This is a genomic window from Gillisia xinjiangensis, from assembly GCF_046298265.1.
GTDB classification, from domain to species: Bacteria; Bacteroidota; Bacteroidia; order Flavobacteriales; family Flavobacteriaceae; genus Gillisia; species Gillisia xinjiangensis.
This window is the reverse complement of record NZ_JBKAHK010000005.1, coordinates 310,542-328,524: the sequence shown is the minus strand read 5'-3', so window position 1 is coordinate 328,524 and position 17,983 is coordinate 310,542. Positions and strand designations below refer to the sequence as shown.

General features: G+C 36.1%; 25 protein-coding genes. 22 read left to right on the top strand and 3 right to left on the bottom strand.

Features of this window, described 5'->3' with window-relative positions; translation table 11 throughout:
* The first annotated feature begins 204 nt into the window (after positions 1–204).
* On the top strand, positions 205–567 hold the full coding sequence (locus ACKGJN_RS11090; RefSeq protein WP_409539562.1) for a hypothetical protein: 363 nt from the start codon (positions 205–207) through the stop codon (positions 565–567).
* On the opposite strand, the gene ACKGJN_RS11085 is transcribed toward ACKGJN_RS11090, so the two are convergent.
* Positions 539–1,327, bottom strand: coding sequence for an IS110 family RNA-guided transposase (locus tag ACKGJN_RS11085; protein ID WP_409539561.1), 789 nt, complete (start codon positions 1,325–1,327; stop codon positions 539–541). The two genes, ACKGJN_RS11090 and ACKGJN_RS11085, sit on opposite strands and share 29 nt — an antisense overlap.
* Before the next feature lie 248 nt (positions 1,328–1,575).
* On the opposite strand from ACKGJN_RS11085, the gene ACKGJN_RS11080 reads away from it, so the two are divergent.
* From ACKGJN_RS11080 to ACKGJN_RS11025, 12 genes are all read left to right on the top strand, one after another.
* Entirely contained in the window at positions 1,576–2,127 is a 552-nt protein-coding gene (locus ACKGJN_RS11080; RefSeq protein WP_409539560.1) for a hypothetical protein, read from the top strand.
* Between the two features lie 189 nt (positions 2,128–2,316).
* Positions 2,317–3,057: an IS21-like element helper ATPase IstB gene (istB, locus tag ACKGJN_RS11075; RefSeq protein WP_458250432.1), complete on the top strand. Its 741-nt coding sequence runs from the start codon at positions 2,317–2,319 to the stop codon at positions 3,055–3,057.
* Positions 3,058–3,166: 109 nt separating this feature from the next.
* A complete protein-coding gene (locus tag ACKGJN_RS11070; RefSeq protein ID WP_409539558.1) occupies positions 3,167–3,658 on the top strand; it encodes a nuclear transport factor 2 family protein in 492 nt (163 codons plus the stop codon).
* 847 nt (positions 3,659–4,505) lie between these two features.
* Positions 4,506–4,799, top strand: coding sequence for a type II toxin-antitoxin system HigB family toxin (locus ACKGJN_RS11065; protein WP_235330413.1), 294 nt, complete (start codon positions 4,506–4,508; stop codon positions 4,797–4,799).
* A 1-nt stretch (position 4,800) separates the two neighbouring features.
* On the top strand, positions 4,801–5,157 hold the full coding sequence (locus ACKGJN_RS11060; RefSeq protein ID WP_409539557.1) for a helix-turn-helix domain-containing protein: 357 nt from the start codon (positions 4,801–4,803) through the stop codon (positions 5,155–5,157).
* 207 nt (positions 5,158–5,364) lie between these two features.
* A complete protein-coding gene (locus ACKGJN_RS11055; protein WP_409539556.1) occupies positions 5,365–6,165 on the top strand; it encodes a helix-turn-helix domain-containing protein in 801 nt (266 codons plus the stop codon).
* 92 nt (positions 6,166–6,257) lie between these two features.
* Positions 6,258–6,806 (top strand): cupin domain-containing protein, encoded by a 549-nt coding sequence (locus ACKGJN_RS11050; protein WP_409539555.1) that lies wholly within the window; start codon positions 6,258–6,260, stop codon positions 6,804–6,806.
* 12 nt (positions 6,807–6,818) lie between these two features.
* The gene (locus tag ACKGJN_RS11045; protein ID WP_409539554.1) at positions 6,819–7,457 is read left to right on the top strand and encodes a short chain dehydrogenase; all 639 of its coding nucleotides are present in this window, start codon (positions 6,819–6,821) and stop codon (positions 7,455–7,457) included.
* 805 nt (positions 7,458–8,262) lie between these two features.
* Positions 8,263–8,559: a type II toxin-antitoxin system HigB family toxin gene (locus ACKGJN_RS11040; protein ID WP_409539553.1), complete on the top strand. Its 297-nt coding sequence runs from the start codon at positions 8,263–8,265 to the stop codon at positions 8,557–8,559.
* A 10-nt stretch (positions 8,560–8,569) separates the two neighbouring features.
* On the top strand, positions 8,570–8,941 hold the full coding sequence (locus tag ACKGJN_RS11035; RefSeq protein WP_409539552.1) for a helix-turn-helix domain-containing protein: 372 nt from the start codon (positions 8,570–8,572) through the stop codon (positions 8,939–8,941).
* A gap of 221 nt (positions 8,942–9,162) precedes the next feature.
* Positions 9,163–10,185 carry a hypothetical protein gene (locus tag ACKGJN_RS11030; RefSeq protein WP_409539551.1) on the top strand — a complete coding sequence of 341 codons (1,023 nt, stop codon included), beginning with the start codon at positions 9,163–9,165 and terminating at the stop codon, positions 10,183–10,185.
* A 125-nt stretch (positions 10,186–10,310) separates the two neighbouring features.
* Positions 10,311–10,718, top strand: coding sequence for a hypothetical protein (locus ACKGJN_RS11025; protein WP_409539550.1), 408 nt, complete (start codon positions 10,311–10,313; stop codon positions 10,716–10,718).
* Between the two features lie 54 nt (positions 10,719–10,772).
* On the opposite strand, the gene ACKGJN_RS11020 is transcribed toward ACKGJN_RS11025, so the two are convergent.
* Positions 10,773–11,087, bottom strand: a complete 315-nt coding sequence (locus tag ACKGJN_RS11020) for a transposase (protein WP_409539549.1) — start codon at positions 11,085–11,087, stop codon at positions 10,773–10,775.
* Positions 11,088–11,179: 92 nt separating this feature from the next.
* Entirely contained in the window at positions 11,180–11,872 is a 693-nt protein-coding gene (locus tag ACKGJN_RS11015; protein WP_409539548.1) for a transposase, read from the bottom strand.
* A 199-nt stretch (positions 11,873–12,071) separates the two neighbouring features.
* Between ACKGJN_RS11015 and ACKGJN_RS11010 the strand changes: the two genes are divergently transcribed.
* The 9 genes from ACKGJN_RS11010 (at position 12,072) to ACKGJN_RS10970 (ending at position 17,927) form a co-directional block, all read left to right on the top strand.
* Positions 12,072–12,698 carry a Crp/Fnr family transcriptional regulator gene (locus ACKGJN_RS11010; protein WP_409539547.1) on the top strand — a complete coding sequence of 209 codons (627 nt, stop codon included), beginning with the start codon at positions 12,072–12,074 and terminating at the stop codon, positions 12,696–12,698.
* A 76-nt stretch (positions 12,699–12,774) separates the two neighbouring features.
* Positions 12,775–12,987 carry a YgaP family membrane protein gene (locus ACKGJN_RS11005; RefSeq protein ID WP_409539546.1) on the top strand — a complete coding sequence of 71 codons (213 nt, stop codon included), beginning with the start codon at positions 12,775–12,777 and terminating at the stop codon, positions 12,985–12,987.
* A 4-nt stretch (positions 12,988–12,991) separates the two neighbouring features.
* Complete coding sequence (locus tag ACKGJN_RS11000) at positions 12,992–13,450, top strand: hypothetical protein (RefSeq protein ID WP_409539545.1); 459 nt, start codon at positions 12,992–12,994, stop codon at positions 13,448–13,450.
* A gap of 195 nt (positions 13,451–13,645) precedes the next feature.
* A complete protein-coding gene (locus tag ACKGJN_RS10995; protein WP_409539544.1) occupies positions 13,646–14,257 on the top strand; it encodes a hypothetical protein in 612 nt (203 codons plus the stop codon).
* A gap of 265 nt (positions 14,258–14,522) precedes the next feature.
* Entirely contained in the window at positions 14,523–14,897 is a 375-nt protein-coding gene (locus ACKGJN_RS10990) for a hypothetical protein (RefSeq protein WP_409539543.1), read from the top strand.
* A 613-nt stretch (positions 14,898–15,510) separates the two neighbouring features.
* The gene (locus ACKGJN_RS10985; RefSeq protein ID WP_409539542.1) at positions 15,511–16,029 is read left to right on the top strand and encodes a hypothetical protein; all 519 of its coding nucleotides are present in this window, start codon (positions 15,511–15,513) and stop codon (positions 16,027–16,029) included.
* 141 nt (positions 16,030–16,170) lie between these two features.
* Positions 16,171–17,172: a helix-turn-helix transcriptional regulator gene (locus ACKGJN_RS10980; protein WP_409539541.1), complete on the top strand. Its 1,002-nt coding sequence runs from the start codon at positions 16,171–16,173 to the stop codon at positions 17,170–17,172.
* A gap of 134 nt (positions 17,173–17,306) precedes the next feature.
* On the top strand, positions 17,307–17,708 hold the full coding sequence (locus ACKGJN_RS10975) for a hypothetical protein (RefSeq protein ID WP_409539540.1): 402 nt from the start codon (positions 17,307–17,309) through the stop codon (positions 17,706–17,708).
* A 3-nt stretch (positions 17,709–17,711) separates the two neighbouring features.
* Positions 17,712–17,927 (top strand): LapA family protein, encoded by a 216-nt coding sequence (locus ACKGJN_RS10970; protein ID WP_409539539.1) that lies wholly within the window; start codon positions 17,712–17,714, stop codon positions 17,925–17,927.
* Positions 17,928–17,983: the final 56 nt, after the last annotated feature.

The window sequence follows — 17,983 nt, the reverse complement described above, 5'->3', positions numbered from 1 at the left end:
TTATCGTGAATATTAAAGATACTCGATTACTGCTTTTTCATTGATGCTAAAAACAATGCTTAAATCAGTCTCAAATCGAAACATCGTGCTCGCTTGCATAGCGGATTGTCCTGCGGACAATCACGCTCGCCAGCTCGCACAGTTTTTATACGAGACGTTGGCAACAAACCTCACATAATTTTTGAGAAATAAAAAATAAAAAAAATGGAGAAAAAACTACAACTAATTGAAAATCTAAATAAATACAATGAAGATTTTACCGAAAAGGAAAACATTATTACTATAAAAACTGTTGAACCTCTTATTTTTTATGTTGATTTTTCTAATAACAAAATTCAAATTGATGCAGAAGTAAAACCTTTTAATTTATTGACAGGTATTATTCGAATGAAATTCGAAAATGTCATAGGCTATATTTCAATAATGCTTATTATTTTCATGATAATATTTCTACCTCCATTACTCAACCAGGGTGGAGATGTAGGTAAAATACGGGTCATCCTTTCACTAATACCAATAATAACAGTTGTTGGATGGACTATCCTGCCAGGTGTTTTAAGTTGCTGAAACGTCTCAGATCTCCGAGTTCTGATAGAATACCAACTGCTACAATACCCCCTATTCCCGGAATGCTCCTTAACAGGTAATAATCTTTTTTGAAATGTTTCCGACAATAAGCTCTTAGTTGGCTGGAGATATCCCGAAGTTCTTTATCGATAAACCGGAAAGTTCTCATTTTACTGGCCATGGTCTCCCGCGCAGTAGGATAATTAAATTCCTGACTATCCACCCAATGACGAAAATCGTGGCTCCAGTGATCATTATCAAACTCCGCTGGAACTTTTACGCCAAAGTAGAGCAACTGCATTTTAATAACAGATTTGATTCGCCGAAGATCTTTCACCAATTCGTTACGACGGCGGAAAAGACTTCGTAGTTCTTCCCGTTCTATATCTGGAACAGTTATGCCTTCCAGGCGTCCGTCTTTAAGTTCCCGACTGATGAGTTGCGCATCGATCCGGTCGGTTTTGGTATAACGCGCCTTTCCTTTGCGATAGATGTCGGCTGGATTCACCACTAAGGATTCCCAGCCATAGCTTTTAAAGCTGCGATGGGCCGAATACCCACAACAACCCGCTTCATAAGCCGTGCTGACTTGATGGTCGGGAAAATGTTTTTGAACGTATTCATACAATTTCTCAGGCTCTGGTGGCATGGTAAAAGATTTGCCTGCAAAAAGATCGGTGCTGCAGTGTATTTTCCAGCTTCTCTTGTGAATGTCGATTCCTATGAATAACTTTGGTAAAGCAGTAACCCGGGATTCCATATCTTTAGTTTTTATCGTGAATATTAAAGATACTCGATTACTGCTTTTTCATTGATGCTATAATTTATTGCTAGTTCACTGCCGACTTACGAAAATCACTGCGTGATTTTCTACTTGTGATTTATTTGCTAAATTAGGTGCTTAAACACGCAACAAATCATAGCCAAACCGTTGGCTGTAAGGGGGAAAAATAGAACTCTAAATAGAATAACGCGAGCAATTTAATTTGTAACAAAACTTTTCCCGATATGAAATCCATAAAAATATTATTTATTATTCTGGTTAGTATTTTTTTAAATTCCTGTGATTCCGGAGATCCACTTCCTACCAGCGGTGAAAATTCTTTTGTGGCCACCTTGAATGGGGAACGCTTTGTTGCAGAAAATAGAATAAATTTTTCCAACGGTGGTACTCGATATGGGTTACAGGTTTATGTCCGAGAAAATTCCTGGGAATTATCTGTCTCAAATACTTCAGGAAAAACCATTTACTTCTATATTCATAATGTATTTGAACCAAATCTTTATTTAATAGAAGAAGGAGAAAGAAATATAATAGGGCCTAATCCGGCTGAGACACCCACTTCAGTAGTGATCCGTAATGGTAGTCTTGATCTATTATTTATATCTGATTCCCAAATTGAAAATGAATATATTCGAATAACGCGAGTTCAGGGAGATAGTATCCTTATTGGGGAATTTGAAAAAATTACATTAATAGATCCGGAAAACCCAAACAATAAAGCCATTCTTAGGGAGGGGAAGTTTAATATTAATATCGCCACCCTTAATAAAGACTGATCCAGTCTTTATTAATTGAAATTACGGTAATAAAAAAGATTAACCCTTCAATTACAGATTCCCTTAAAGGAATATAAAAACCTACAGCCAACAACATATCCTATGAAAAGAAAGCTCATATCCCGGTTCATACTAACATACGAGGCGCTTCTGCATATAAATAATATCCACTAATTAAATTTAAAAATGATGAACAACAATCAAACTATTGAAAAATTAAAATCAATGAGATTGGGCGCTATGGCCCAATTACACCTCCAGCAAATCAAAGACAACCGGTTAGATGGAATGACCTGTGATGAATACCTGGCACTGCTTACAGATCACCAGTGGGAAGACCGGGAGAACAAGAAAATAGATCGCCTTTTAAAGCAGGCAAGCTTCCGTCAAAATGCAAATCTTGCAGATATTAATTACTCCCCCGACAGGAACCTGGACAAGAATATGTTTGCCCGCTTGAGTACGCTTGATTTTATAGCCCGGAAGGAGGGTCTTATTATCTGTGGAGCATCAGGAGTCGGTAAAAGTTATCTCGCCCAGGCATTAGGCCATCAGGCCTGTCTCTCTGGTTATAAGACCTTATATACTATTACGGCGAGGATCTTTAAGAAATTAAAACTCAGCAAAGTGGATGGAACCTATTTAAAAGAATTAGAAAAATTAACCAGAACCGATCTACTTATTCTTGATGATTTTGGGCTGCAGGCTTTTGATAATCAGGACAGAGAAACACTTATGGATATCATTGATGACCGTCACAGTAAAAAAACAACTATAATATCATCACAAATACCTGTCTCCGCCTGGTATGAAATTATTGGAGGGGAAGGGACCTTGGCTGATGCAATATTGGATAGAATTGTAAACTCTTCTCATCGTATCGATTTAAAGAAAGAATCTTTAAGAAAAGGAATCCTAAAGAAGGAATAACATTAATTTTTTATATAATTGCAGTATCTTTTAAAGTGGCACTGTTTGACCGAAATCAGTGGCATGGTCCCTCCGAAATACCCAACCAATAATCTAAATTCAAAATGATATGATTTATCAAAAAATAAGAGTTATTATTATCTTAATTATTCTACTACAGACTTCTTTAGTCTATTCACAAGAAACATATAAAGATATTTTAGGAAGAACCTATACGCCTGCTGACCAAGAGTTGTATGAAACTATTGTGTCATTGGATAAAAGATTATTTGATGCATACAATTCCTGTGATATGGATACGCAAGCCGCTCTTTATTCGGAAGATTTGGAATTTTTTCACGATGAAGGAGGCTTGTCCACCTCAAAAGAAAAACTTTTAATAGCCCTCAAAAATAATATTTGCGACAAGACTACGAGAACACTAATTAAAGGTAGTATAGAAGTGTACCCTATAAAAGATTACGGAGCTGTCGAAATAGGGTATCATACTTTCAATGATAAAAAAACACCAGAAAATAAATCAAAAGCAAGTAGATTTATTTTGGTTTGGAAAAAAACGGATGAAAATTGGACCGTTACAAGAGTTATCAGTCTTCATTAAGACAAGAAATTCCAGCAGCCAATCGAGTAGACGGCTCCGCCAGTAAATGTCGGAGTGCGCCTCTCACACCACCCAGCGTACGGGTCTCGTACTGGGCGGTTCGCAATTCATCTTCCCAATCGCTCTTTACACCAATTGGAACTATTCCATACCTTGTAATTAGGCTACATAGTTTCTAGGGAATCGGTCACCCAATAATGAAAATCAATGCTCCTAATCAAATTTCAGGAAGAATTGCGTTCAGTCCTTCCCTAATTGTGAGACCTCTGTGCTTAGCACAGCTCGTTGCTTTAGGTACTATGACTTCTGCTGACTTCTCCAACAAGCCATCTCGTGGCTATGGAGACCTCCCCAGGTAAGAACATCTTCTTTCCCCTGATCCCTGCCGGATCTACTACTTCGGTATTCATTTCAAAAGAAATGTTTAGGACATCACAATGATGTGCTTGCTCATCCAACCTTGTAGCCTCATATCCGATTCCTGTTGGTCAGTACCAGGGTTTGTAGTCCCGCTTCCTTCAGTCCCAACTTCACAGTTGGCAACCTTGCGGCTTACTAATGGTTCAAGGCGTCACCCCTGCCCATAAGGGATTTGCACCCTCTAGATTAAAAATATATCTTCGATATATTAAAAGATGCCCATGCTGGGCACACACAACATATAAAAACAATGCTTAATTTGTTCTCGAATCCAAACACCCTGCTCGCTTGCTCAGCGAATTATGCTGCGGACAATCACGCTCGCCAGCTCTCACAGTTTTTATACGGGACGTTGCACTTAATGCTGAAAAAAATACAAGTTATCATTTTGGTAACTTTTTTGTATATTTGCGACAAACTATTTGACGTGAAAATATTTTCGAGAGGGACAATACGTGATTTTTGGGAAAAGCACGGCGATTGCGAACTTCAGCTAAAAACGTGGTATCGTGAAACCGAGAAATCCAATTGGTCATCGATTAACGAACTTAAAAATGAATATCCAAGCGCAAGTATTTTAAAAGATAACCGGATTGTTTTCAACATCAAAGGAAACGACTATCGGCTAATTGTTAAATTTAATTTTGAGTATCAACTTGCGTGGATAAGATTTATCGGAACGCACGCAGAATACGATAAGATTAACGCAAACGAAATTTAGGATGAAAATAAAACCGATTAGAAATGAAGCGGACTACCAAAAAGCACTCGAGCGTTTGGAAGTTATTTTTGATGCAAAAAGAGGAACTGATGAAGGCGACGAACTGGAAATTTTAGCAATCGTTATCGACAATTATGAAAACGATAATTTTCCAATCGGGATGCCCGATCCAATTTCTGCAATCAATTTTAGAATGGAGCAAATGGGCTTGAAACAAAAGGATTTGGTCGAGATGATTGGATTCAAAAGTCGCGTCAGTGAAATAATGAACAAAAAGCGCAAACTGACTTTGGAAATGATTAGAAAACTGAACGCTAAATTGCATATCCCAACCGAGGTTTTGATCCAAGATTATTGAGCAACATTGCGGATAGCACTAAGGGCAAACGTATAAAAACAATGCTTTAATTAGTCTTGAATCGAAGTTCCGTGCTTGCTTCTTAGCGGATTGTGCTGCCGCTGTTCCCTTCGGTCGGAACCTGCGGCAGCACAATCACGCTCGCCCGCTCTCACAGTTTTTATAGGAAACGTTAGCGGTCAGGCTAAAAACGACACCATACGAAATATGGAACAAGCAATAAAAATATCACGTATTCTCAGCAAAACGACATCTCAGCAAAACGATAATTGTTATGCAGTTTTCTGGATTCAAAATGAAGTGGGGGGAATAGAAATAAATAAGACCCTCTACAAGAACGTATCAAATGCGGTCTTTTTCTTAAACCCCACTTTTAATTGGAAAATCTTAAAAAAAAACACTTCTACATCATCAGGATACGTGCTATTAATCCCAAAACAAATTTTAGATCATCCCACTTTCAAAAACCTTCACATTACCGAAGTTCGTCTTTTTAGTGCCAATGAAATACCCAAAATAAACCTTTCTCCAGGTATCGAAATTCGCATACAATCTATTCTTGAGATGCTTGACGAGCTGCTTAGCACTAACCTGAAACATCGGGAAGATGCTATACTTGCCCTACTGAACACCTTTTTTGTTTACTGTGACGGTAAGTGTAATATCAAATCTGTCATCACAGACAACAATGCAAAATCGGCTTTGGTGTATAAATTCAAAAAAAGCATTAACCAGCACATAACTCAATATCACGAGGTGGGAAATTATGCCAACATCCTCAATGTATCAGACAAATACTTAAATGAATGTGCAAAGGGTGTTTTGGGTGTAAACGCAAAGCACCTTATAGACGAACAACTGGTTATGCGTTCCCGCCACAACTTGAAATTCACTGACAAAACCATTAAAGAAGTGGGGTACGAGTTGGGGTTTTCCTCTCCTGATTATTTCAGCTATTTCATCAAAAAACATACAGGTTACACCCCCTCGCAACTACGAAAGAGTTGATTTTTCCTAAATTCTAAGGAATTACTGTATTTTTCGCAATATCCGAAACTTACTCCACCTCTACCTTTGTCCAAACAATAAATGAGTAAGTTATGGACCGAAAAAAATTTATACAAACATCGGGATTAGGCCTTGGGCTTGCATTAGTTCCCGGAATAGCCAACAGTAAGCAATTGTTTGTGAAAACAGAACCTGCGGGCAATCTAAATCCTAAAATCATTAAGAACAAAGAGGGTAAAGTCCTGAACGTTCTTGGTGACGTACAGACCCACAAGCTGGCTGGTAGTGAAACTAATAATCAAATCGTGGAATGGGTTGATGATGTAGAACCGGGAGTTGGTATTCCTCCTCACATCCACACCATGGAGGATGAGATTTTCAGGGTTATTAAAGGCCATGTTGAAATCATAGTAGATGGCAAATCCACCGTTTTAGAAGCCGGAGATACAGCTTTTGCTCCCAAAAATATACCCCATTCCTGGAAAGTGATAGGAACAGAAAAGGCAAAAATGATTACAAGTGCTTTCCCGGCTGGGATTGAAGTAATGTTTAAAGAATTAGCAGAGTTACCGCCCGGACCACCCGATTTTGAAAAGGTGGCAAAAATATGCGGAAACCACGGAATCTCATTTCTGAAATAATAAAAAACAAGTATGGAAAAAGCAGTACTAATTGGTGCCACAGGTACCATAGGAAAAGCTGTTAATCAACAGCTTACTGAAAAAGGTTATGATGTGATTGCAACATCTAGAAAATTAACCCCATCCATAGATATTGAGAATAAAGAATCGATAGACAATTTTTTTGCTGACAAAAAAGATGTGGATGCCATAATTTGTGCGGCAGGAGATGCCAGTTTTGGTGCATTTTCTAACCTTACAGACGAGCAAATTAACATCGAATTAAACAGCAAGTTGATGGGTCAGGTAAATATTTGCCGAAAAGCATTGAAAGCATTGAAACCCAGTGGAGCTATTATCCTTACTGGAGGTATTTTTGCTCACAACCCTTGGCCTGAAACTACCAACATTGCTATGGTAAATGCTGCATTGGAAGGATTTGTTAAAGCACTCGCTTTAGAATTGAGCGAAGGACACAGGATTTTGGTGGTACACCCGCCATTTGTCAAAGAGACCGCCCAAGCTATGGGAATGGATGGCAGTAATTGCCCACCAGCAATGGAAATTGCCCGTGTGTATGTACAGGGTTTGGAAGGCAAAGAATCCGGAAAAGCAGTTTATGTAGATGAATATAGCCCAAACCGCCAATCGAATAGACGGCTCCGCCAGTAAATGACGGAGTGCGCCTCTCACACCACCCAGCGTACGGGTCTCGTACTGGGCGGTTCGCAATTCATCTTCCCAATCGCTCTTTACACCAATTGGAACTATTCCATACCTTGTAATTAGGCTACATAGTTTCTAGGGAATCGGTCACCCAATAATGAAAATCAATGCTCCTAATCAAATTTCAGGAAGAATTGCGTTCAGTCCTTCCCTAATTGTGAGACCTCTGTGCTTAGCACAGCTCGTTGCTTTAGGTACTATGACTTCTGCTGACTTCTCCAACAAGCCATCTCGTGGCTATGGAGACCTCCCCAGGTAAGAACATCTTCTTTCCCCTGATCCCTGCCGGATCTACTACTTCGGTATTCATTTCAAAAGAAATGTTTAGGACATCACAATGATGTGCTTGCTCATCCAACCTTGTAGCCTCATATCCGATTCCTGTTGGTCAGTACCAGGGTTTGTAGTCCCGCTTCCTTCAGTCCCAACTTCACAGTTGGCAACCTTGCGGCTTACTAATGGTTCAAGGCGTCACCCCTGCCCATAAGGGATTTGCACCCTCTAGATTAATAATATATCTTCGATATATTAAAAGATGCCCATGCTGGGCACACACACTGTATAAAAGCAATAGCGGGGGACAAGGTTATTGAAAGGTCAGAGCAATTAAGTAACTTAGTAGCGGTTTGAAAGTGGAATACTTTCGAGCCGCTACTGCTTTTATACTTGACCGTTACCCTTTATTATAAAAAAAAGCATGAATAGTTCAATATTAGAGAACTTTTCTTATATTTGTTTCATAATCGATTGAATGAAACGAATAATTGCAAAAAGTACGCTTCGGAAATATTGTGAAAAAGACGCAGATTCCGAACAGTATTTGAAAACTTGGTATGACACGGCTAAAAGTGCCAAATGGTTATCGCCTAACGATGTCAAACAAACTTATATCAACGCAAGTATTCTTAAAAACGGTCGGGTAGTTTTCAACATCAAAGGAAATTCCTACCGATTGATAGTGAAATTCAACTATGAAAAACAATGGGCATTTATTCGTTTTATAGGCACACACGCTGAATATAACAAAATAGATGCGGACACGATTTAAATAAAACATTATGGAATTAAAGCCTATTAAATCTGAAAGCGATTACCGAAATGGACTTAAACGCTTGGAGGTAATTTTCGATGCGCCAATCGACTCAAAAGAAGGAGATGAAGCGGAGATACTCTCATTGCTCATAGAAAACTATGAAAACGAGCATTATCCGATTGAATCGCCAGACCCTATCGAAGCGATAAAAATACGAATGGAGGAACTGAATATGCGCCAAAAGGACTTGGTCGGAATAATCGGTGGAAAAAGTCGCGTATCAGAAATATTAAATAGAAAGAAAAAATTAACCGTAGAAATGATAAGGGAACTGGAAAGAATACTTCAGATTTCGGCTTCTGTTTTAGTCAATAATTATCAACTCACGAAAGAATAATAAAGGGTAGCAATACCTATAGTAAATAGGGCGATAAGTGCATAATCCAAAGGCTTGGGCGTGTTTGTAAAGTCCGCCAAATCTTTTGATTTGGCTTTTAGATATTAAAAAGTAAAAACAAAATACAAAAGCTTTGGCTACGGGCTTTGGGGAATGTTCGGTGCGTGTCCGCCGCCCTACTTGCCATAACCGTACCGTTGTACAGCTTTAAAACAAACGAGATGAACAGAACAATACATATAAATCGGAATCTTATCAATTTTGGAATTCCTCTTGCGCTTTTAGGAACTCTAATTTTGCTAATAAAATCTTCATTTCTCAATGGGAATGATACTTTGAACTTTGCAATAACGGCTGACCTGCTTTTGATAGTTCCACTAGTTTACTTTCTGCTAATACGAAAATCCGAAATACCAAATACAACGGTTATTCCTGTTTTGATAATTGGACTTTTAGTCGGTTCATTTTTTTTACCGCAACAAAGCCAAACATATTTATCAATCTTCAAAACTTGGGCTTTGCCGGTAATTGAAATCTCAGCATTGATTTTTGTCATAATTAAAGTTCAGGGCGCAATCAGAAAATACAAAGCATTAAAAGGTTCTACACCGGACTTCTTTAACGCCCTTATAAATACTTGCCAGGAAATTCTACCGAAAAGACTTGTGCTACCATTTGCGACAGAAGTTGCGGTTTTCTATTATGGTTTCATAAATTGGAAAACAAGAGAAATTCGTGAGAATGAATTTACTTATCATAAAAAAAGTGGAACACCTGCTCTTTTTTATGCGGTCATTTTAATTATTGCTATTGAAACAGTTGCAATTCATTTTTTACTTACTCAGTGGAGTTCAGTTGCCGCTTGGATTTTAACAGCATTGAGTATTTATACTGCTATTCAAGTATTTGGATTTGCAAAATCACTTTCTAAAAGACCTATTTCAATTAACAAAGACAGTTTAACTTTAAGATATGGAATTTTAAACGAAGTTGAAATTCCCTTATCAGACATTGACAAAGTAGAACTATCAAGAAAATCATTAGAAAAAAACGAATTAACCAGAACGCTATCACCATTAGAAGAAACTGAGAGCCATAACGTAATAATTAGTCTGAAAGAAGAGAATGAATTGATTGGTCTTTACGGTATGAAAAAGAAATTTAATCTGCTTGGTTTACATATTGATGAACCGAACGAATTTAAAGAAAAAATCGAGAACGCCTTACAACAATGTATTCTATGAAAAATAGGCGAGATAGCAATAAATTCAGTATTTTAGCTCGTATCAAAGTTTGTGCCTAACAGAAAGTTTCGTGCTACGAAATCGCCTGCTTTTCATATACCAAACGTTGTAAAACATTCTGCAAGATGAAAATAAATTACTCGGACAAAAGGCTAAAATCAAATCTTAAACTCGGACTTCTTTTCATTTTCGTAGGCATTTTATTTACGTTGGTATCTACTTTTGTTACTGACAAATTACCATTGAACTCTGCCGGAGTGGGATTAATTGCAGGTGGCGTTTTCACTCTATTTCTTTATTTTTATGAAAGGAAAATGCAGTATCTGACCATAAAAAACGGAATGCTTATAAAGCATACTCTTTTTCCTGTAAAAATCTCTTTAGAGGAAATCTGGATGGTTAATAAATATGCGGGAGATTACATTCTAAAAACGGATAAAAAGAAAATAGTTATCGACACCCAAATAATTGATCAGGATTCCCTAAAAAACTTAGATAGCGAATTGGAAAAACTCCGAGTAAACTGGGGATGAAAACGTTTTACAACAACAGTAACCGTTGCACAAGCCCTAATTCTCATCTTTGATTTAGATATTCAATAGCATTAAAGGCTTTTTAACAATTCTTGTTTTGGGATCGGGAAATTTAAAACCCAAAAAAAGAACCTTTAGATTGGCTTGTAAGGCTAATAATTCGGCACTTATAATAGAAGCAGCGGCGGTTTTGCAATCCTTCAGAGCATTGGCCCCGGTTTTTACCTTCTTTGTTGTAAACTTCAGGTATTTCTTAAGGTTAAAAGCTATTGCGGCCAGGTGCATACATTTATTGGCCTGGCGAATTCCGATGGTGTTTACTTTTCTTAAGCCCAGGAATTCTTTGAGGGTACCAAAAACAGGTTCCACCGTGCTTTGGACACAAATAGTTCAGTTTCCTTGCTTTACCGGGTTTGACACTGATCCTTGCATCGGGATCTGTAGGGCTGTAATGCGTTTTATTACTGGTGCACCTGCTCCCTTTGTTTTTTGGCACCCGGACGCATATCCTGATCCTTGCTCCATTTCTCGTTTCGGCTTTTAATTTCCTGAAGTTCACTGTTAGTTGCTGTAATCTTCTGTTGTTCTTTAGGGGCTTTGTTCTCTTTGGCTTTTCGGTCCCTGCTGCTTTGCACACGCAGCCTGGAAAGATGCTCTTCAAGATCTTCTGCCGGGACTTTAAGCTCCAGGCTATCCATAGAAGCATTGGCCTTTACCGGGGCTGAATCAATCGCCTGAGTATGCCCGCTTACCAATCCTGCTTCTACACATAATTTAAAAATGCGGGTGAACACCTGCTCAAAAACATCATCGGTAAACAATTTACGGGTACGGCTTATGGTACTATGCCAGGGAAGCTCTTCATCTACATCGTATCCCAGGAAATAAAGAATGTCCAGCCGCATTGCGCAATGGTCCATCTCGCCATGATCTGAAGTAATATTTTCAAGGTAGCCCACCAGGCAGATCTTGAAATATACCACCAGATCAATGCTTTTCTGTCCGCTCTCCCCATAAAACTTCTGGGTGAGTGGATAGAGGAAATCAAGGTCGAGGGCCTCTTTTAATCTGCGATAAAAATTTTCTTTTGGGACCCGGTCACTTAACCTAAAGGAAGTGAAGAGTTTTTCCTGATAGTCTTTTTTGCCCTGCATACCATGAAATTAACTAATTTCGGTAACTTGTGCAACAAACACAATGGCTATAAGTAATTGCTTGTTCTTGCCTACTTTTGAAAATCCGCGAGGATTTTCAGTTTGGTGAGTACTTGCAAAGTTTGTTGCCAAACCACGCCACTTGCCTTAACCGAGACCGTTGGCTGCAACCCTGATAAAAACACAAAAATTCTAAAAAATGGAGTTTGACAAAAGAATATTATCTTTTTTAAAGCCTGATTTAGTTGATAAGATTCTGAATGAATCGACTATTATGGAATTCCCAAAAGGAACCGAAATTTTAAGGGAACAACAGTATGTTAAAGTATTGCCTATTGTTATTAATGGCCTTATAAAAGTATATTCAAGATTTGATGAGAAAGAATTATTACTTTATTACATAGAATCTGCTCAAAGCTGTGTTATGACATTCTATGCCGCACTAAAAAACACCCAAAGCAAAGTATTTGCAACAACAGAGGAAGATTCAAAAGTTCTTTTATTGCCAGTTCAACATTTACCAAATTGGTTAAAAGAATATCCTGACTTCAACGAACTATTTTATAATCAGTTCAATTTAAGGTATTCAGAACTTCTGGATACAATCGGAAGCTTGCTATTGGACAGAATGGACAAGAGACTTTATGACCATTTGAAAAAGAAATCAGAATTGATAAATCATAATTCAATTATAATGAGTCATAACCAGATAGCGAATGAGTTGGGAACTGCTCGTGAAGTGATTACAAGAGTTTTGAAAAAACTTGAAACCGATGGTAAAGTTTTACAAAAATCAGGTGAAATAAGAATTATTGGTGAGTGGTGACCACAGTCACTGCAAAATGATGAAACACTACATACCTTTGTATTGCAATAATGCAATAAATTAAAATTCTAAAAAAATGAAAAAAAATATGGGTATTGCAGACAGAATTATTAGAGTAATAATCGCTGCAGTTGTAGGAGTTCTTTATTTTACAGGAACTATTTCAGGAACTTTAGGAATAGTGCTATTAGTACTTGCAGTTGTTTTTGTTTTAACTAGCTTGATAAGCTTTTGTCCACTTTATGCATTATTTGGAATTAAAACTTGTCCGATTACAGATAAAAAATAAAACTATGAAAGCAATTAGATTAACATCAATGGTATTAGGTTTATTTAGTTTGCTATTTGTTATGTCTTGTAGTAAAGATGACGACAGCCCGAGCAACAATACTCAAACTACCTTACAAAGTAATGTCCAAAGTGGAACTTGGCGAATAACTAAATTTATAGATTCGGGTACAGACGAAACAAATCATTTCACAGGTTACAACTTAACCTTTAAGAGTTCAGGTGTCTTGAATGCAAACAATGGAACTAATAACTATGATGGTACTTGGAGTATAACAGACAGCAATAGCGATGATGATGATCAAGATGATTTGGACTTTAACATCAATTTCAACTTAACAAATGACTTTGAAGATTTAAATGACGATTGGGATTTTATTTCTCAATCATCCACAAAAATTGAACTTATTGATGTTAGTGGTGGAAACGGTGGAACTGATTATCTAACATTCGAGAAGAATTAAAGGCAGTAGACAAAAAGGAATAACACAAATTGCGGAATACCTCCCGAAAATGTCACTTTTGACTACCTTTTAAAAATAGTGCTTAACTGATAAATTTGAGACTCTCAAGCCGCATCTTGCGTTATTCGAGACCTTGTAAAACATTTGACCCAACCTTTTCCTCAATTTTGCACTTAGGTTTTAAAAAGAAAAATTATGTTTAAGAAAACTTTAAAATTTGTACTTGTGGCACCTTTACTAATGGCTTTTCAATGCGAAGACGAATTTGAAGAAAGCACTCTAGTTTTTAATTTATATAAAGTAAATGTTACAGCTCAATCAAATTTTTCACTTAATGATACTATATGGATAACTGGTAGCATATCAAGTAAGGCGTTTGATTTAACATTAAATGATTCTGTTTTTGCCGAAAATCCTCAAAGCGATATTTTTTCAATTTATAAATTTATTGAACCTACTGAAGTATCCAATTGTAAAGACGCTATTGATAAATTTGATTTAACGTATGACATGGGTCAGTTTTCGACTCTTCCAAGGTGTGAAAATGCACAATTACAAGTTATTCCCGAATTAGAAAGTGGTAATATGTTTTACACTTATAAAATAGGATTAAAACCAAACTCAACAGGTGATTATGTAATTAGCTGGCAAGATGGAGTAATTCGGAACGTAGAGAGAAATGAATTCATCATAAATAATTATCCGATTGAAAATCATCCTAATCAAATTGGTTTTAATAGATGTGATAATGTTTCGTGGAGATTTTTAAATGAATCTGAAAGAGAATATTACTTCACGGTTGAATAAAAACGTTTTACAACAATGTATCCAATGAAAAGCAACTTTAGTTTTTATAGTGAATATTAAAGATACTCGATTACTGCTTTTTCATTGATGCTATAACAAATAGCTGCTAAGTACCAACCCCAAAGTTTTTGTATATTTAAAAACTTAAAAGCAAATGGAAATGGCCTACGATTATTTGCACGCTACTTGCCATACCAGAGAACCTTGACCTTCATTGTTTCTCATACTCGAATTAATAAAATTAATAAAATAAATCAATCGAAACATGGAGTTTTTCCGAATAATTAAAGTTAAAGTACAGGAAAGTGATATTCAAAAAATTTTAACTTTAAGCAATCTTGATTCAATGAGTAATGAAATTTTCGTAATAGGCAACCAAATCAAAGACAAAGCCAGTATAGGCGGTATTTGGGGAGAGTTTACTCTAACTCGATCTGAAATAAAGGGCGGCTTACGGTTTGCATTATCAGAATGTCCAAATGCGTTATCCTGGACAATTACAACAGGCTTTCCTCCAGATCCAAACTCTATAGTAATCCATTTAACAATTAATCGTCAACAAAAAGACTCGTCATTCATTGAAGAGGTAGAGGAGTTCCTGGATGATCATAAAGATTGTTTATTGGAAACATACTCCTAAAATACAACGCAAGGCCAATAAAATAAAAAAATTATGGCGGCATCCAGCCATAAGGATTACTCCCCTTATTTTAATTAACTTAGTTCTGGTGGAAAAAAACGCAACGCTCCAGGCCGCCACATATTTTTATACATGACCGTTGCCCACAATTGCTCCTACTGAATAATATGAAAGTTCTAAATATCATTTAAAGTATAACTATTTGATAAAAAGTGCACTTATAGTTCATAAAACAAAACTAATCTCAAATAATTTTAAAAAATGGATTATTTCTTCTGAGGTTTAATTGCAATAATAGCATTCTACAGGATAAAAAATGTGGAGAAAAAAAATGAAAAAATTTATATAGGAATATATAGTTCTATTTTATAATTGGATTGGCTTATTTGTCTGGAAATCAAGCAGGGAAGTGATCAATTATTTAAGTCTTAAAACTAATAGATTAAGCCTTTTAGCGATAAAATAACGGACAATAGTACGTGCCCACTCGAATGTGTCACAAAAGTGGGTAACAATATATCAAAACAATGCTAACCAGTCTCAAATCGAAACTCCCTGCTCGCTTGCAATAGCTTAATTGTCCTGCTCGCCGGCTCGCACAGTAGTAGATTTAGTGTACCTAAAAAAGGAGAAATCAAATACTCTTATTGGTTTTTGCAATTGTGAGAAAAATATTGAACAAAATACACTGATAATTCAACCGAGAATAGAATTTCCAAGTAAAAGCGAATTAAAAAAAGGAAATAAAACATCGACATATTTTTTCCCTGGTCCCCCCAGACAATATAGATTTCAAACTATTTACCTAAAAGATTCTACAATTCAGAAAATTGAATTTTTAAAAGTGTCTGAGGAAAAGCAATTTGATAAAAATAAAATTGATTCTGTTTCTATAATAAAATACAAAATCCACATCAATACATTTAATTATAAAATTGCTCAAAATGTATGGGGAACTTATGAGCTTATTTTACCTGATGAATTTGGCTATTCAGAAAATGACACGATTATTTCGGGCACTTTTCATTGTAATAATTGGAAAGCTGTTAGATATGAAAATCTTGAGGATTGGACGGACCATCAGCCATTTATCGAGAATCAAACTTTGCCTAACAACATGAATAGGCGGTAGCATTAGAAAGAAAATAATTAACTTAACCAACAAAACTAGTCTTAATCCGACAAGAACGTGTCCCCTACTCCGCCAACTTGCGTTAACCGGTACCGTTGTAGCCAATGCTAACACACACATTTTTAACACATGAGCTCTAATATGAAAATAAAAATAAAAAATAATAGCGCCGAAGGAATTCATTATGCATTAAACGCACCTTTGAAATCAAAATTTGAAAAAGAAGGCTTTGAGTATCAAAGTGTTTTTTCAAAAGCTACAGGGAATTTAACCCTTAAAAGTTATGAGTTTGACAAAGGTTTTAATTTTAATATCCTCAGGGGAGATATTTCTTCATCATTTCAACTTGAGTTTAATGAAGACCAAAACAACTACCTGCGATTTTTCTTTATAAAAAAGGGAGAATTGATACATACAGTATCTCCCACTATAATATATCGTTTAACAGATAACTTTTCTTGCATGGTTGCCGCAAAAGGCAATAAAAATCAACTCTTTACATTTCCTGTTCAAAACAATCTTGAAATCTTCTTCCTGCAAATTGAGACAAAAAGCTTTTCGATTGATTTAAAATCAGATTTCTTCGAACTCCCAAAAGAAATCGGAACAGTGTTGAAGAACAAACACATGGAAAATCATTTTATTTATCACGGAAATTATAGCCTAAATATTTGTGATACCATAAATGAAATTTTAAATACAGAAAAGGCGGGAATTATAAAGCGTTTTTTTTTAGAATCCAAAGCATTAGAACTTTTATGGTTACAAGCTGAACAGTATAAGCAAGAAAAAAATAAAGGGCGTACTCCAAAAGTGTTAAAGGTGCACGATGTAACAATAATTAAAAAAGCAAAAGAACACATACTCGATAATCTTGATAAAAAACTCACACTCAAATCTGTCTCAAGAGCAATAGCAACAAATGAAACAAAACTTAAAATTGGCTTTAAAAAAATGTATGGCAAAACATTTACTGAAATTCTTAGAACAGAGCGATTAAATAAAGCAAAAGTACTTCTTGAAGATGACCAAATGAGTGTTAAGGAGGTTGCCAATTTTTGTGGATATAAAAGCCCTTCCATGTTCAGTGTTAGGTTTAAAGAAAGATTTGGAAAAACTCCTGGTAACTATATTAACTCTTGAAAAGGTTTAATTAACTCTCAATTAGTTCTTTTCTTTTAAAGTATTTGAAAATGAAGGGATTTCTTACGAAATTTGTACCTGGCGTCATCCGAAAAGCCTTATGAGTAGGAATTTAACATTACAGATATAAAAAAATGAAAACACTTAAGAATTTAATAATCATTGCAATTGTTGCGATAATGACCTCCTGTGCGTCAACCGCAAAATTTCCAATTTCCAGTACGGTACCTGCTGCTGAAATTACTGCCAAGAAAAAACAAGACAAGAACAATAATTATATTATTGAATTAACCGCAAGAAATTTAGCTGAAGCAAGTAGATTAAATCCTCCAAAAAACAATTATAGTGTTTGGGTTGTAATTGATAACGGTTCAATCAAAAATTTAGGCCAGTTATCCAATAAGAATGCTAAAAAGGCAGTTTTGGAAACAACAACACCTTACGATGTTAAGGAAATTTTTATTACAGCAGAAGACCAGGGTAATTTAAGTTATCCTGCAGGTCTTGAAATTTCAAGAACCTCTTTTAATGAATAAAAAATGAAATTTCTCAAATCATTAGTCTTACTGCTCTTCCTGGGAGCAGTAATACTTTTCACTTTTCAAAATTTAGAAACGGTGAGGTTAAGTTTTATCAGCTGGCATATGGAGTTGCCGCTTGCCTTTGTTAGTGCAATTCTCTATATTTTAGGTGCAGTTTCAGGTGGTTTGTTGTTTTCAATGCTTAGAAGTTTAACAATTTCAGAAAAAAAATAAACCAGGATACTAACCAGACTATTATTTTGAATCCAGTAAAAGAAATAGAACCAAAG